The sequence below is a fragment of the Paenibacillus caui genome, from assembly GCF_019904135.1.
Lineage (GTDB): Bacteria > Bacillota > Bacilli > Paenibacillales > Paenibacillaceae > Fontibacillus > Fontibacillus caui.
In genome coordinates this window covers 117167-132393 of the sequence record NZ_JAIOGQ010000003.1, presented here as the reverse complement: position 1 = coordinate 132393, position 15227 = coordinate 117167, and the positions used below count along the sequence as shown (strand labels likewise).

Sequence of the window (15227 nt, the reverse complement as noted above, 5' to 3'; positions counted from 1 at the left end):
TTTCAAAAAAAAGCTTCACTGCAATATTCAATCCTTACGCCATTAAAAAAATAACAACCTTGCGGTTGTCATTCTCCGTAACTAACGTTTTATTTCCCGTCGTTCTCTGGCGTCTCGTCGGCATCCTGACCGTCCCGCTTGATTTTGATGTAATCACCATAAATCTCTTCCAGCGCGACGCCGACCTGTTTATGGGATTTAGGTCCCTTCAGCTCGCTTTTCTCGCCTTCCCTGAGCTTTCTGGCTCTTCGGGAAGCGGCTACAACAAGGGAATACTTGCTATCTACTTTCTCTAGCATTTTATCAATGGATGGATACAGCACTTTCGACACCTCTTCTTCGGGCAGCGCCTGGCGCCCGACGTTTATGTTTAATTGCTCACCTTACAATGTTCGGCGATAATGATGCTTTCTATTCTTTTGCAAGCCTGATCAATTTCATCATTGACCACGGCATAGTCATAATATTCAAGCAGATTGATTTCGTCAATCGCTACCGACATCCGGTGGTCGATGGTGGCCTGATTCTCCGTACCTCTGCCGGAAATCCGGTCTTTCAGCACATCTATGGAAGGCGGCAGCAGAAATACAAACACGCCCTCAGGGAACTTCTCCTTCACCTTCAGCGCGCCTTGAACCTCAATTTCAAGAATGATGTCTTTGCCGCTTTGGATCGTCTGTTCCACGAACTCGCGCGGTGTGCCATAAAAATTGTCCACATACTGAGCGTACTCCAGAAACTGATCATTCTCGATCATCTCCAGAAACTGCTCCTTGGATTTGAAGAAATAGTTGACTCCGTTCTCTTCGCCTAGCCTCGGCTGCCGCGTTGTTGCCGAAACCGAGTAAACCAATTCCGGCATGCGGTGCCTGAGTTCAGTGCATACCGTACCTTTGCCGACACCGGACGGACCGGATAATACAATTAATAACCCTTTAGCCATATTACTCTCCATTTTATTCATCGTTGTCGTCGTCTTTAGTGGAAAGACGATGCGCTACCGTTTCCGGCTGTACTGCCGACAATATGACATGATCGCTGTCGGTAATGATTACGGCACGCGTTCTGCGGCCATAAGTAGCATCGATCAGCATATGCCTGTCCCGCGCCTCTTGAATGATCCGTTTGATCGGAGCAGACTCCGGGCTTACGATGGAAATGATACGGTTCGCCGATACGATATTGCCGAAGCCGATGTTAATAAGTTTGATTGCCATGTAAAGGTTGTTCCCCCTAATCTAGTGCCGCCAGCACGAAAGCTACTCCAGATTGGCCGCCTGTTCGCGGATTTTCTCAAGCTCTGCTTTCATCTCGACAACAAGGTTAACTATTGACAGATGATTGGCTTTGGAACCAATCGTATTCACTTCCCTGTTCATTTCCTGAATCAGAAAATCCAGCTTTCTCCCAATCGGTTCGCGGCTGCCGAGCAGCCCCTTGCTCTGGGCAAGATGACTCTTTAACCGGATTAATTCTTCATCCACATTGGATCTGTCGGCAAAAATCGCAACTTCCATGTTGAACCGCTGTTCGTCCAGAGAGCCTTCGAGCAGCTCTGTCAAACGGTTCTTCAGTCGAACCCGGTAATCTTCCACGACCATGGGGGCGAGCCCACACATCTCGCCGTGGATGGTCTCCAGCTTCTCAATACGCCGGGACAGATCTTCGGCAAGGTGCCGCCCTTCCTTTTCACGCATCGCTGTCAGTCCGGAAAGAGCTTCCCCAAGAGCCCGGTGAAGAACCGCTTCCCACTCTTCGCCGCCCAACTGATCCCCCTCTGCTTCGGACTCGGCCGGAACCATCACCCCGGGAAGGGCCAGAAGCTGGGCAACCGTCGGCATTCCGCCGATTCCGAATTTCTCTATGATCTGTTCCGCTGACTTCATATAATCCCGTACTGCAGAGAAATTCAGCTTCAGAGACGGTGAAGTTTCATCTTCCCTTTCCTTGCTGATATAAACATCAATCCGTCCCCGCTTGACATGCTGCAGCACCAGACGTCTCAAGCTGTCTTCGTAGCATGTCCATTCCCTTGGCATCCGGATTACGATCTCCGAATACCGGTGATTGACGGATTTGACTTCACATTGAATGACATAGCCGCCAAAATGCAGGGCGGACTGACCGAATCCGGTCATACTGAATGACATCGGCATCACATCCGTTACACTATTGTAATTGATAATCAGGAGTGAAACAAGTGGGCGGCACGCTCTTTCGACTTCTCATGCACATAATTCGTCAAAGCCGTACTCATTTCATAGAAGAGAAACGGAGTCATCAAATAAATCCCGTTAAAATGCTCCATGGCGGCATCCACCAGCTCTTTGGCTATTTCAGTGCCTTCGCGTCGTCCCTCGGGACCCGAAAGTCCTTTCATCCGGCTGCGAACTTCTTCCGGCAGTTCAATGCCGGGCACCTCGTTATGGAGATATTCGGCATTCTTCCCGCTTGCCAGCGGCATAATACCGACGAAAATCGGAACCGGCAGATGAGCTGTCGCCTCCTTGACGTCGGCCATCAGCTTCGGATCATAAATCGGCTGGGTCATAATGTAGTCGGCGCCTGAGGCGATCTTCTTCTCCAGCCGCTGCACCGCTTTATCCAAATGCTTGACATTGGGATTAAAGGCAGCTCCGACGACAAAACTGGCCTTCTGCTTGAGCGGCTTGCCGGAGAAGGCAGTCCCTTCGTTTAGCTGCTTGATCATCTTGATGATCTGGAACGATGTCATGTCATATACGGAGCTTGCATCCGGCAGATCCCCGAAACGGGACGGATCGCCGGTAACGGCAAGCACGTGGTCGATGCCCAGGGCGTCAAATCCCATCATATGAGACTGGGTGCCGATCAGGTTGCGGTCCCGGCAGGCGATGTGCACCAGCGGCCTGATTCCGATCTTCTCCTTAACCAAATGCCCCAGGGCCATGTTGCTCATTCGGGTAACGGCAAGAGAATTATCCGCCATGGTAAGGGCGTCCACGCCCGCTTCCTTAAGAGCCTTCGCGCCGTCCATAAATTTCGCGATATCCAAATCCCGGGGAGGATCAAGCTCGACAATCACCGTGTAGCGCTGTTTCACGAGATCCACGATGCTCGGTTCCCGATAAGGCCCCACTGGAGCCGTCTCCCTTGCCGGATCTGCAAAATCGCGGCTGACGGTTAAAGGTTCTTCCGGAAGCCGCGGCTGACTGGACAGCGGGGCAGGCTCATAGCCTTGCAGCGCTTTGGCTATTTCAGCAATATGCTCCGGCGTTGTACCGCAGCATCCGCCGATCAGCCTTACACCGAGATCGGCAAACTGAACGGCGCACTCGCCGAAATAGGCCGGAGTTGCCCGGTAAACGTATTTCCCGTCCACAAAGCTTGCCAGGCCGGCATTCGGATAAACGGAGACGGGAAGCTCCAGCGGACCTGCAAGCTGATGCTGAATGACGCTCATAATTCCTTTCGGGCCGGAATGGCAGTTAAAGCCGACGACATCGGCGCCCCTCTGTTTCAGAATGGAGAAAGCATCCGCTATGCGGTAACCGTCAAGCGTCCGGCCCACCTGGTCAACGGCGAACTGGGCAATGACCGGAATATCGCCGAGCTGGCGTGCGCATCTAAGGGCGAGCTCCATTTCCTCCAAATCAAAAAACGTTTCCAGCAATATGCCGTCAACGCCTTCATCCAGAAGCGTCTCGATCTGCTGCCCGAAATAGGTGGCGAGCTCTTGGGTAGACACATTGATCCGGCGGCCGCCGCGGATCGATCCGACCGCTCCCAAACAATAAGCCGAGTCCCCTGCAGCTTTTTTGGCGATACGGACAGCTGCCCGGTTCAACTCCTCCGTCTTGGCTTCAAGTCCATACCTGGACAATTTATAATAATTGGCAGAGAAGGTGTTCGTTTCGATCACGGATGCACCGGCCTGGATATACTGCTTGTGCACATCGCCGATCACTTCCGGAGAAAGAATATTCAGTTCTTCATAGGATATGCCTACCGGATATCCCAGATGGGATAAATAAGTTCCCATCGCCCCATCACCGATCAATACAGTCTCTTCCAATGCCTTGCGCAATTCTGCCTTCACTTTTTCTGTTCACTCTCTTCTGACTTATAATTTGCCTACTAATGTAACATATATTCGATACAAAAATAAGACTTAATGTGAAAAATGGCACCCGTTCCGCCTTTAACGCATGTTTCGTGCAGGACAAGTTAAGACTTCCCTATAGATTTAAAAAAACCAGCCAAACACCTTATCCCCGTGTTTTGACTGGTTTTATATTCCCCGCTTGGCAGGGCAACCCGGCGGTCTGAAGGATCCGCTCGCAATGCGTGAGAGTCCGGGTTCAGGTCCCTTGAACTGCTGGGGCAAGCTATTCGATAATACCGCGGTATACCGTTTCTGCCGGGCCTGTCATATAGACGCGGTTGTCGTCCTCTCTCCACTCGATAAACAGGTCTCCCCCCTTGAGTCCAACCCAAGCGCTGCGGCCTGTCAGACCGTTAAGAACAGAGGAAACAAGCGTGGCGCAAGCCCCTGTTCCGCAGGCCAGCGTCGGTCCCGCTCCCCGCTCCCAAACCCGCATCTCCACGCGATCGGGAGCTGTTACCGTTGCAAACTCGACGTTCGTCCGGCGCGGGAAATAGGGATGAACTTCCAGCTTTGGACCCCAGGTCAGAAGATCAAACGACGGCGCATCCTCCACATAAATGACCGCATGGGGATTGCCCATCGAAACGGCGGTGAAGTCAAATGCGGCTCCGTCCGTTTCGATTTTGCGTCCAATGACCGAGTCCCCCTCGAGAGTCGTCGGGATGAGCGCCGCCTGAAGAACAGGCTCGCCCATATCGACCGTAACCGTCTTGACTTTGCCGTTCTCCGCTATAAGACTCACCGGCTGTACGCCGGCGCCCAATGTCTCAATCGTAAGCTCGGTTTTACGGGTATGGCCGTGATCATATACATATTTGGCAACGCAGCGAATCGCGTTTCCGCACTGCTCCGCCTCCGTGCCGTCCGAATTGATAATGACCATCCGGAAATCCGCCCGCTTGGACGGGAGAATAAAGACAAGTCCGTCACCCCCGACGCCAAAAAAACGGTCGCACCATTTTACCGCCAGGTCTGCTACCCCCTCCGGAAGCTCCTCCAAGCCGTAAAAGACAAGAAAATCATTGCCGAGACCGTGCATTTTCGTAAATTCCATCTAAGGGCCCACTCCTTGAAAGCATGTACTGTTACTGTCTATTGTAAAGAATAGTTTATGCTTTTCAAGTCCGGGAAGCTATTCATTTTATGAACGAATGTTTGTACTATTTATTGCAGCCGTTCTGGTTGGACCAGGACCGGCAGGACGGCGTCGTTTGCCCGACCATACGCTGCCCGCTCCCATCAGGAAGGTGGGGATGCCCGCGGCAACGAGCGTAATGGCCCATTCGCGCGTACCGAGCGGCACGGTTTTAAATACCGGCTGCAGCGGTCCGATATACATCACGGCCAGCAGCAAGGCAATGGAAGACAATACGGACAGCACCAGAACCTTGTTCTGGAGAATATTCCGGTGAAAAATAGACCGCGAGCTGCGGCAATCAAACACATGGATCAGCTGGGCCATAACGAGCGTGGCAAAGGCCACGGACTGGGCTTTCATCAGCTGGGCCGGTTCGTCCGGCGAAATGTTCAGCGTTACCCAGAACGAGCCGAGCGTACAAAGACCGATCAAGAGCCCGCGGCTCAGAATTTTCCAGCCCAGGCGGCGGGCGAAAATATTTTCCTTGGCCCCGCGCGGCTTGTGCTCCATCAGGTCTTTTTCAGGCTGATCGACTCCAAGCGCCATCGCCGGCAGACCGTCCGTCACCAGGTTGACCCATAAAATCTGGATCGGCAGCAGCGGCAGCGGCAGCCCGGCGATCATGGCGAAGAACATCGTCAAAATTTCGCCGACGTTGGAAGCCAGCAGGTAGCGGATAAATTTGCGGATGTTCTCGTAAATATTCCGTCCTTCCTCAATAGCGGACACAATTGTAGAGAAATTATCGTCACTGAGGATCAGCGACGAGGCTTCCTTCGATACGTCCGTCCCCGTGATTCCCATGGCAATCCCGATGTCAGCCGCTTTAATCGCCGGCGCATCGTTCACTCCGTCACCCGTCATCGCGACGACATGGCCTTTGCGCTGCAGCGATTTTACAATCCGCAGCTTGTGTTCGGGAGAAACTCTCGAATATACGTAAACGCCGTCGCATTTCTTGTCCAGCTCTTCATCGCTCAGCGCCGCAAGCTGCTGCCCTGTCATCGTCAGGCCGCCGCGCGGAATGATGCCCAGCTCCTGCGCAATCGCCTCCGCTGTCAGGCCATGGTCGCCGGTAATCATCACGGTCTTAATGCCGGCCCGGCGGCAAACGGCAATGGATTCCTTGGCTTCCCGGCGCGGCGGATCGATCATCCCGGTCAGGCCGACAAAAATCAGCTGCGACTCTGCGGATTCCTCGTCTTTTACATTGTCATGGGATCGAAGCTCCCGGTAAGCAACGCCAAGCACGCGCAAAGCGCTTCGCGCCATGCTTTCGTTAGCGGCTGCAACCTTCTGCCGTAATGTGCCCGTGAGCGGAACAACGTTCCCGCCCCACAAAATATAGGAGCAGCGATCCAGCAGCATGTCGGGAGCGCCTTTGACAAACACAAGCTTCCCTCCCTGGTGGGATACAATGACCGACATACGCTTGCGTTTCGCATCAAACGGAAATTCCTTTTCTTTGAAATAGGTGCCTGCAAGCGAGGAAGGAGAACACCCCGTCTTCGACGCCAGCGCGACGAGCGCGCCTTCTGTCGGATCGCCTTTAAGCACCCATCTGGACTCCTTCTCTTCGCCGCCCCTTTTTTTGCTCTTTGAATCTTCGTCGGTGATTTCAATAATTTCGGCATTGCTGCATAAAGCGCTGATCTGAAGCATGCGGCGCAGCCCCTGCTCATTCCGGAGATCGACCGGTCTTCCTTCGTCCCAGATGTCCCCTCTCGGCTCGTACCCTTCTCCCGTGACTTTGAATTCCCGGCCTTCAACCCAAACCTTGGTTACCGTCATTTTGTTCTGCGTCAGCGTTCCTGTCTTATCCGAGCAAATGACCGATGCGCATCCGAGCGTTTCAACGGAAGGAAGCTTACGCACGATCGCTTTGCGCTTAATCATCCGCTGGACACCGAGCGCCAGGGCGATGGTTACAATGGCCGGAAGCCCTTCAGGGATAGCCGCTACCGCCAGACTGACACCTGCAAAGAACATGCTGCCAACGTGTTGTCCATGAAGAATGCCTGCGAGGACGACGACAACCGTCAAAGCGAGCGCGACGATAATCAGAATTTTCCCAAGCTGCTCAAGCCGGCGCTGCAGCGGCGTTTCCTGGGATTCCGTATTTTGGATCAGATCCGCAATTTTCCCCATCTCGGTGCCCATGCCTGTTCGAATGACGATCCCTTTGCCGCTGCCTCTCGTGACCATCGTACCCATAAATCCAATATTCTTCTGGTCCCCGAGAGGCACCTCTTCGTCGGCAATGACCAGGGCGTGTTTGCCTACCGGATGGGATTCCCCGGTCAGCGCGGATTCCTCCACATCGCATCCGCTCGTCTCGAGCCAGCGGATATCCGCCGGAATCCGGTCCCCGCTCTCCAGCAGGACAATGTCGCCCGGAACTATCTCCCTTGCGGGCATCACGGTTTCCTTGCCGTTTCGGACCACCTTGGCATTGGGCGCCGAAAGCTCCTTTAAGGCCCGGAGCGAGCGCTCTGCGCGAAATTCCTGGAAAAATCCGAGACATCCGTTAAGTACGATAATCGCAATGATCGTAATGGCGTCCAGATATTCCCCGAGCAGTCCCGAAATGAGCGTGGCCCCCATCAAAACAAGCATCATAAAGTCTTTGAATTGATTGAGGAACAAGAGCAGAGGGGAAACCCGCTTTGCTTCCGCCAGCTCATTCCAACCGGCCGTTTCGCGCCGTTTGGCCGCATCTTCAGTGGGCAGCCCTTCGTTCTGCTTCACCTGAAACCAATCCAAGAGCTCCTTTGTTTCAAGGCGGTGCCAACTTTTTTGTTCCATGCTTCCTCTTCCCTCCCGTAAATTCTGCGTGTTTGACAGCGTGAAGGCTTTTCCACCTAGGGTAAATGTATTCGAGCCAGTCCCGAAATATCACAGGCACTTAAGTTTTTGCTTCAAGTATGGCATCATAGAATCTGAAAACAAATTATGAACAGTAGGAGAATTCTGCATTATGGCATTGGACGGTATAGTAACCCGCGCCATCACGCATGAGCTTCAGGCATGCATCGGCGCACGTATTAATAAAATTCATCAGCCTTCGCAAAGCGATATTATCATTCAGCTCAGGGGACATGGAGACAGCAGGCGTCTCCTTCTGTCCGCGAATCCAACCTATCCGCGCGTTCATTTCACCGAAGCTTCCTTTCTCAATCCCCAGGAAGCGCCCATGTTCTGCATGCTGCTCCGCAAGCATTGCGAAGGCGGTGTCATCGAGCGTATCGCTCAGGTGGGGCTTGAGAGAATCATCCATATCGACATCAGACAGCGGGACGAACTCGGCGATGTGGCGCTTAAACGCATTATTGTCGAGCTGATGGGACGCCACAGCAACATCATTCTGCTTGATCCGGCTACAGGCACTCAGCTTGACGGAATCCATCATGTGACTCCGGCCATCAGCAGCTACCGGGTAGTCATGCCGGGCTTTTCCTACAGCGAACCGCCGCAGCAGCATAAAGTGAATCCGCTGGATGTCCGGGAGCAGGACTTTCTGAACTTCTTTCGAAATGCGGCCGATTCCGCTTCACCGGGGTGGATGGTGGAAGCCTTCAGCGGATTTAGTCCGCTGATCGCCCAGGAGCTGCTGAACAGGGCAGCTCTCGCAAGAGAGGATGCCGCCGCAGAGCAGCCGTTTGAAGCGGCGCTTTGGGCTATTTTTTCCGGGATGATGGAAGAAATAAAGTCGGACCGGTACGCTCCGGCGTCAGGTGAGAACCGTAAAGGCAAAAGCATTTTTTCAGTTGTCGATCTCACGCTTCTGGAAGAGGATACCAAGCATTACTATGACTCCGTCAGCAAATGCATGGAAGCTTATTACGGGGACAAGGCGGAGCGGGACACGATCAAGCAAAAGGTCAGCGATTTGCTGCGCTTCCTGCAGAATGAAAGAAACAAAAATATCAAGAAACTGGCCAATTTGAAAAAAGACCAGGAAGAAGCGGAGGATGCGGAAAAATACAAGATTTGGGGAGAACTGCTGCTGCCTTCCCTGCATGAAATATCCAAAGGGGACTCGGAGGCCAAACTGGTCAATTATTACGATGAAGAGCAGAGACAGGTCACCATTCCGCTGGACCCGCTGCTGACCCCCTCGGAGAACGCCCAGCGTTATTTCAAGAAATATAACAAATTCAAGAACAGTCTGGCAGTCATTGAGGAGCAGCTTGCAAAAACCCATCAGGAGATCGCCTATATCGAATCGCTGCTGCAGCAGTTGTCTTTTGCCAGCATGAACGATATTGAGGAAATCCGGGATGAACTTACGCAGCAGGGGTATTTGCGCGACCGCAGCCGAAAAAGCGGGAAAAAGAAGAAGAAAAACGACCGGCCGACGCTGCATATCTATACTTCCTCCGAAGGAATCGAGATCTATGTCGGCAAAAACAATCTTCAGAACGAATACATCACGAACCGTCTTGGTTCTTCCAATGACACGTGGCTGCATACGAAAGATATCCCCGGATCGCATGTGGTAATTCGCGGAAATTCATTCGGAGATCAAACCTTGGAGGAAGCGGCACAGCTTGCCGCCTATTTCAGCCAGGCGAAGGAATCGAGCAGCGTTCCGGTGGACTGTACTTTAATCCGTTATGTTCGCAAGCCTAACGGCGCAAAGCCCGGATTCGTCATTTACGATCACCAGCGCACCCTGTTCGTAACGCCGGACGAGCAGCTGATTAAAGCGATGCCGAATACCATTAAATAATCCGTATGACAAAAGAACTGACAAAAAGCCGCTACATGCCGGGTCTCCATCCGGTATGCAAGCGGCTTTCATGCTTTCTCCTCTATTTGTAAGTCTTTAACATTTGCTCCATCGATTCGCGGTTCAGCGGGCGGCTGAAATAATACCCTTGAATCAGATCACAACCGCTGCCGGCAAGAAATTCCAACTGCGACTGCGATTCGACCCCTTCCGCAAGGACCGTCAGACCAAATGATTTACCCAGCTGGATAATGGATTGCAGAAGAGTGCTGTCCTGCTCCGAAACCGGGGTTTCCTGAATAAACGATTTGTCTATTTTCAGAATGTCGATCGGCAGTGTTTTTAGATAATGAATCGAAGAATACCCTGTTCCAAAGTCATCGATCGATATTTTGATCCCTTTGTTTCTAAGCCGCTCCAGCTTCTCCTTGATCACGACCGGGTCATTCAGCATGGTCTCCGTTACTTCGAGCTCCAGATAACAAGGATCGAGACCTGAGATTTCGAGCGCGTTCTCCACAACATTTATGAAATGCGGATGCCTGAATTGGACGGCGGACACATTGACGGAAACGGGGATTTTCGGATATCCCTCGTCCTGCCATTGCTTGATCAGTCTGCAAGCTTCCTTGATAATCCACTCTCCCAGCGGGATAATAAAGCCGTTCTCCTCGGCAATCGGAATAAAGTCCATCGGCGAAATCAGTCCCTGCTCAGGATCGTTCCACCGGAGCAGTACTTCAATTCCGACCAGAGACGGGGTTTTGGAACTGCTGCCCTTCGGCTGAAAATACAGTTCAAATTCTCCGCTGCCCAGCGCCTTGGGCATCTTTTTCTCAATTTGTATACGCTTATGTATTTGTTCTAACAGCGAATGCTTGAACCAGTACGGCTCGCCTATTCCATCCAGTTTACTCTGTTCGAGGGCAAGGTCGGCATAGTTGAGCAGCAGCGACGCCGTCTCCCCATGCTCCGGATACAGGCTGATCCCCATGCTGAAGTTTGAGCGTATCTCCTCGTTATGAATGAAGTAAGGCTTTCGAAGCGCCTCGGACAAGAGCATGGCATACGTATGTATTTCATAGCGGCTGCTGTCCGTAAGCTTAAGCATGACAATAAAATCGTCAGCAAAGCTGCGGCAGATCAGGCAGTCTTTTCCCAGCATCCGTTTCATTCGCTCGGCGGCTTCCAGCAGCAGGCTGTCGCCTATCTGCTCTCCATAGCTTTCATTGATGTAACGGAACCTGTCTATGTTAATTCTGAGCAGGGCGCAGTGTTGTCCTTTCTGAAGCTCTTTTTCCAGCTCTTCCTTAAACTTGCTCATATTCAAAAGGCCTGTCAGCGGATCGAAAAAAGCAAGCTGCCGGATGCGCCTTGAAGAATTCTCCCTCTCCTCAATTTCTTTGGTCATGTCCAGCTGCAGGCCGATAAAATACATCAATTCCCCGGCCTGATCAAAAACAGGGCTGATGGTCAGCTGATTCCAGAAATGGCTGCCGTCTTTCCGGTAATTTTTGAGGGTGACGGTTTCCGCTTTGCGCTCAATCTGCGCTTTTTTAATGATTTTCAGATCTTCCGGATTCGTATCCGGACCCTGCAAACACCGGCAGTTGCACATCATAATTTCTTCCGGCTGATAGCCGGTCACTTTGGTGAACCCTTTGTTCACATAAATGACAGGGTTATCTTTCAGATGAGGATTGGTGATAATCAGTCCAATTCCCATTAAATCAATGGCCTCCAGCAATTCCGAAGTCGTAATGAGCGACTCCGGACTTGGAATATAAGCTTCATCTTCCATCTCGCCACTCCTTTAACCGCTTCACTGCAGCAGCATCTACCGTACGATTACCGATTTCACCGTGAAAAACAGCCCCTTGCCGCATGCCGTGATAATCCGATCCACCCGTCACGATCAGCTTGAAGCACTCGGCCATTTCCCGGTATCGCTGCTCATCCTCAGCGCTATGGTCGGAATGATAGACCTCAAGGCCCGCCGGCTGGCCATTCACAAGCAAAGAGCGGACCAGCAGATCATTCCCGTAAATGCCTGGATGGGCAAGGACCGGCGCGCCTCCCGCTTCACGAATCCAAACAAAGGCTTCCTGCGGGGAGATTCGGTTTACCCGGGCATAGGCCGGAGCGCCTTCCGCCAAATAATTGTCGAACGCGTCCCTCACGCTGTCGGCAAAGCCTTTTGCCACCAGCGCGTCCGCGATATGCGGCCTTCCGACACTTTCTCCTTCCCGCCGGTCAGGGCTAAGCCGCCCAAGAACCTCCTCCATCGTTAAGGGCACGCCAAGCTTCTGGAGGTTGGATATTATCCGCTCGTTTCTTCTCTCACGGACCGCCCGCAGTTCCTGCAGCCGCCGCAGCAGCACCGGATCTTCATGGTCAATGAAATAACCCAGCACATGAATATCAATGCCTTCAGCGCTTGTGCTGATCTCTACGCCGGGAACCACCGTTATTCCGGAAGCTTCGCCGGCTTGCAGCGCTTCTGAAACTCCGGCTACCGTATCGTGGTCCGTAATAGCAACAGCCGACAATCCTTTTTGTTTGGCCATTCGAACATTGTCAGAGGGTGAATTCATCCCGTCCGAAGCTGTCGTATGGGTATGCAAATCGCACTTGCCTTGTAATACATTCACCGCGGTTTCCCCCTTGACACATTATAACGGCAGCTTTTGTTCCCTCAAGAAATTCAGGAATGTCACCGCCGAAATCGGAAGAAGCTTAGACTTCAGATGTATGGAGAAAAACTGGCGCTTAAACGAAGCGTCTATGATATCTACCGTTCGAAGCAAGCCAAGCGCCACCTCATGCTTCACCGAGGACGGGGACAGCATCGTTATGCCAAAACCGGCTTCCACGGCAGATTTGACCGCCCCGGTGCTGCCAAGCTCCATCACAACCGTCAGATCGTTTGGCGGGGCGCCCCTGCGCCCCATTTCCCCCTCCATCACCTGCCGTGTTCCGGAGCCCTTCTCGCGCAGCACAAACGGATGCCGGACTACTTCCTCCAGCAGAACTCCATCCTGCCGATCCAAAACATGGCCGGCCGGCACAACCAGCTTAAGCTCATCTTCCATCACGGGCTCCATGACGATATCGGGATGGTCCACCGGAGCTTCGACCAGACCGAAATTGAGCTGGTGCTGGAGGATATATTCCATAATTTGCGATGTGTTCATGACCTTCAATATGATTTGAATGTGAGGATATTGGCTGCCAAATGGCCCCAGCAACCTTGGTAGGACATATTCTCCGATAGTCAGGCTTGCGCCAAGCTGCAGCCTTCCTTCCAGCTTATGCGTGAACCTGGACATGGCGGCATCGGTTTCCCGCATTAGTTCCAGGCTCCGTACAGCAAAAGGCATCAGCGCCTGCCCTGCCTCGGTCAATTCAATCCGTTTGGTTGAACGAATCAGCAGCTTGCAGCCAAAATACTCCTCAAGCGACTGAATTTGCATGGTCACCGCCGGTTGGGTCATATGCAAAGATTGCGCAGCGGCGGAGAAGCTTCCCCGTTCCGCTACCGTGTAAAAAATATGAAGCTGATGAAAATTTAGCGCCATGGAGATCAATCCTTCCTATAATCATAACAATACCATGACACAGCTGCGCTTAAAACACCCGCCCCCCTGAAATAACCATTTTCCCGGGAAATTTGCGGTTATCCCAAAAAAAGCATGCCCGGATATTACCCAGCGCATGCTGATCCTTTTGAATATTATTTTCGTTTCCGGCTGTTCTTCATGAGTGTGGTCCGTCTGGAATGACGAAGCCATGAATAATAGGACTTCAAATCCCTCAGTTCTATGGTTTCCGACATTTTGCCCAGAAATGTAATAATAATCATCTTGTGCAGCGGATTTCCCGTTATATCCGTTTCTCCGGTCAATTCGGCAAATTCGGCAACAAGCACAAGATCATTATCGATAACGTATACGTCTTCCTCATTGCGGTAATATTTCGCAATCCGTCCCTGCTTGAGACACTCCCAAAGCTCTGTCGCAATCGTATCCGTATGACTGTTCGCAGGTCCGACTCTGTCCTTGTATCGAAGTACGGCATGATGGGTAACGACGATATCGGCTACCTTATATTCCCCAAGTGCAATATAAAAAGACTCGTATGTATTCCAGCGCTGTGTGGCTTTATCCTTCATGTCGCACCTCGTTCCACCATTAAGCTTGCCCTTTAGGTCTCATCAACCTTCTAGGTCCTATTAACTAAGCATTTATTCCCATTATAGTATAATATACCGTATTGATCTACCGATTTTTCAGACAGGAAGCCTGTAATAAAAACAAGGACGGCGCCCTGCGCCGTCCCTGCTGCAAAATAACTTTTGAAAATGAACCGGCTGCCTGCCGCAAACAAGCTGCATTACAAACCGTAATATTGGGTCTTGTCCGGTACATTTTTATTGTATTCCGTCTTAATCTCGTTGCGATAGGATCTCTCGATCTTGCGGACATAGGATAATTTGCGGACATTCTTGATAATATCCTCCGCACGGTCGGCATTTACGTACATTACCACATAATGCATCCGTCTCGAAAGATAAAGAACGTTCCCGTATTTATCCAGATTTCTGGCCGCTTTCAAATCGCTGACCCATATAATAAAGCCTGTTCGTTCCGGAAACATGTCCGCTAATCCCCTCGCTCTCTATCTCAAGTCCGTTAACAGCTAGCCTCCACAGCTGCAGGCGCCGCCGCTGCCGCAGCCGCCCTTCGGATTCGGATCATTCCCCGGTACTTTGATGCTGTGTGATACCGAATAAGCGATCATCTCCGACATCTCGTGCAGCAGGTCATCCAGCTCTTTCTCGGCTTGCTTAAACCTTCTCACTGCTTCGAATTGTTCCAGCTCCCGCTCAACCTCCGCAACTTGATCCTTCGCTGCGTGATAATTGGGATGGAAATGCCCGAAACGCTGGGTTTCCTCAAAGAGCTCCTTCTTGGACGCCAGTTTTCGAACATACTTCTGAATCTCTTCATTCCGATCTATAAGCTGCTTCCAATATAGATAGTCTGACACACAGACCGAATCGTTGATCATGTCGCCCAATTCATAGGCGTATGTCAGCATTTGGGCCATGTCGACCGTCCTCAACTCAGATACGCTCATGAAATTTCATCTCTATTCTATAAAAGTTCCACCGGATGGCGGTGGACTATTTCATCATAACATAAACACGT

Annotated in this window: 14 protein-coding genes; 1 reads left to right on the top strand and 13 read right to left on the bottom strand. The window is 51.8% G+C overall.

The annotated features are described in order from the left end of the window. Positions 1 to 89 precede the first annotated feature (89 nt). The 7 genes from rpoZ to K7397_RS03010 form a co-directional block, all read right to left on the bottom strand. Complete coding sequence (gene rpoZ, locus K7397_RS03040) at positions 90 to 323, bottom strand: DNA-directed RNA polymerase subunit omega (RefSeq protein ID WP_223066468.1); 234 nt, start codon at positions 321 to 323, stop codon at positions 90 to 92. 47 nt (positions 324 to 370) lie between these two features. Beyond that, positions 371 to 943 (bottom strand): guanylate kinase, encoded by a 573-nt coding sequence (gene gmk, locus K7397_RS03035; protein ID WP_223066467.1) that lies wholly within the window; start codon positions 941 to 943, stop codon positions 371 to 373. Between the two features lie 13 nt (positions 944 to 956). Further along, positions 957 to 1217: an extracellular matrix/biofilm regulator RemA gene (gene remA / locus K7397_RS03030; RefSeq protein WP_005548256.1), complete on the bottom strand. Its 261-nt coding sequence runs from the start codon at positions 1215 to 1217 to the stop codon at positions 957 to 959. A 42-nt stretch (positions 1218 to 1259) separates the two neighbouring features. After that, positions 1260 to 2150: a YicC/YloC family endoribonuclease gene (locus K7397_RS03025; protein ID WP_223066466.1), complete on the bottom strand. Its 891-nt coding sequence runs from the start codon at positions 2148 to 2150 to the stop codon at positions 1260 to 1262. A gap of 35 nt (positions 2151 to 2185) precedes the next feature. Beyond that, entirely contained in the window at positions 2186 to 4078 is a 1893-nt protein-coding gene (locus K7397_RS03020) for a bifunctional homocysteine S-methyltransferase/methylenetetrahydrofolate reductase (RefSeq protein WP_223066465.1), read from the bottom strand. Positions 4079 to 4367: 289 nt separating this feature from the next. After that, positions 4368 to 5201 (bottom strand): diaminopimelate epimerase, encoded by an 834-nt coding sequence (dapF, locus tag K7397_RS03015; RefSeq protein ID WP_223066464.1) that lies wholly within the window; start codon positions 5199 to 5201, stop codon positions 4368 to 4370. Between the two features lie 87 nt (positions 5202 to 5288). After that, a complete protein-coding gene (locus K7397_RS03010) occupies positions 5289 to 8090 on the bottom strand; it encodes a calcium-translocating P-type ATPase, SERCA-type (RefSeq protein WP_223066463.1) in 2802 nt (933 codons plus the stop codon). A 172-nt stretch (positions 8091 to 8262) separates the two neighbouring features. Between K7397_RS03010 and K7397_RS03005 the strand changes: the two genes are divergently transcribed. Beyond that, entirely contained in the window at positions 8263 to 10017 is a 1755-nt protein-coding gene (locus K7397_RS03005) for an Rqc2 family fibronectin-binding protein (RefSeq protein ID WP_223066462.1), read from the top strand. 82 nt (positions 10018 to 10099) lie between these two features. Here the strand turns inward: K7397_RS03005 and K7397_RS03000 are convergent, their stop codons facing one another. The 6 genes from K7397_RS03000 to K7397_RS02975 all read right to left on the bottom strand — a co-directional run bounded on the left by K7397_RS03000 (position 10100) and on the right by K7397_RS02975 (position 15156). Next, positions 10100 to 11818 (bottom strand): bifunctional diguanylate cyclase/phosphodiesterase, encoded by a 1719-nt coding sequence (locus K7397_RS03000; protein ID WP_223066461.1) that lies wholly within the window; start codon positions 11816 to 11818, stop codon positions 10100 to 10102. Next, a complete protein-coding gene (locus K7397_RS02995) occupies positions 11808 to 12668 on the bottom strand; it encodes a PHP domain-containing protein (protein ID WP_337926666.1) in 861 nt (286 codons plus the stop codon). The genes K7397_RS03000 and K7397_RS02995 overlap by 11 nt, the downstream gene beginning before the upstream one ends. Before the next feature lie 21 nt (positions 12669 to 12689). Then, the gene (locus K7397_RS02990) at positions 12690 to 13595 is read right to left on the bottom strand and encodes a selenium metabolism-associated LysR family transcriptional regulator (RefSeq protein ID WP_223066460.1); all 906 of its coding nucleotides are present in this window, start codon (positions 13593 to 13595) and stop codon (positions 12690 to 12692) included. Between the two features lie 155 nt (positions 13596 to 13750). Then, positions 13751 to 14188: a hypothetical protein gene (locus K7397_RS02985; protein WP_223066459.1), complete on the bottom strand. Its 438-nt coding sequence runs from the start codon at positions 14186 to 14188 to the stop codon at positions 13751 to 13753. A 221-nt stretch (positions 14189 to 14409) separates the two neighbouring features. Beyond that, on the bottom strand, positions 14410 to 14673 hold the full coding sequence (locus K7397_RS02980; protein WP_223066458.1) for a YlbG family protein: 264 nt from the start codon (positions 14671 to 14673) through the stop codon (positions 14410 to 14412). Between the two features lie 42 nt (positions 14674 to 14715). Beyond that, positions 14716 to 15156: a YlbF/YmcA family competence regulator gene (locus K7397_RS02975; RefSeq protein ID WP_223066457.1), complete on the bottom strand. Its 441-nt coding sequence runs from the start codon at positions 15154 to 15156 to the stop codon at positions 14716 to 14718. Positions 15157 to 15227: the final 71 nt, after the last annotated feature.

Coding starts and splice junctions, on each gene's coding strand:
- K7397_RS03005 (WP_223066462.1), top strand. CDS start 8,263: ATGGCATTGGACGGTATAGTAACCCGCGCCATCACGCATGAGCTTCAG.
- K7397_RS02990 (WP_223066460.1), bottom strand. CDS start 13,595: ATGGCGCTAAATTTTCATCAGCTTCATATTTTTTACACGGTAGCGGAA.
- remA (WP_005548256.1), bottom strand. CDS start 1,217: ATGGCAATCAAACTTATTAACATCGGCTTCGGCAATATCGTATCGGCG.
- dapF (WP_223066464.1), bottom strand. CDS start 5,201: ATGGAATTTACGAAAATGCACGGTCTCGGCAATGATTTTCTTGTCTTT.
- K7397_RS03000 (WP_223066461.1), bottom strand. CDS start 11,818: ATGGAAGATGAAGCTTATATTCCAAGTCCGGAGTCGCTCATTACGACT.
- gmk (WP_223066467.1), bottom strand. CDS start 943: ATGGCTAAAGGGTTATTAATTGTATTATCCGGTCCGTCCGGTGTCGGC.
- K7397_RS02985 (WP_223066459.1), bottom strand. CDS start 14,188: ATGAAGGATAAAGCCACACAGCGCTGGAATACATACGAGTCTTTTTAT.
- K7397_RS02975 (WP_223066457.1), bottom strand. CDS start 15,156: ATGAGCGTATCTGAGTTGAGGACGGTCGACATGGCCCAAATGCTGACA.
- K7397_RS02980 (WP_223066458.1), bottom strand. CDS start 14,673: ATGTTTCCGGAACGAACAGGCTTTATTATATGGGTCAGCGATTTGAAA.
- K7397_RS03010 (WP_223066463.1), bottom strand. CDS start 8,090: ATGGAACAAAAAAGTTGGCACCGCCTTGAAACAAAGGAGCTCTTGGAT.
- K7397_RS03025 (WP_223066466.1), bottom strand. CDS start 2,150: ATGTCATTCAGTATGACCGGATTCGGTCAGTCCGCCCTGCATTTTGGC.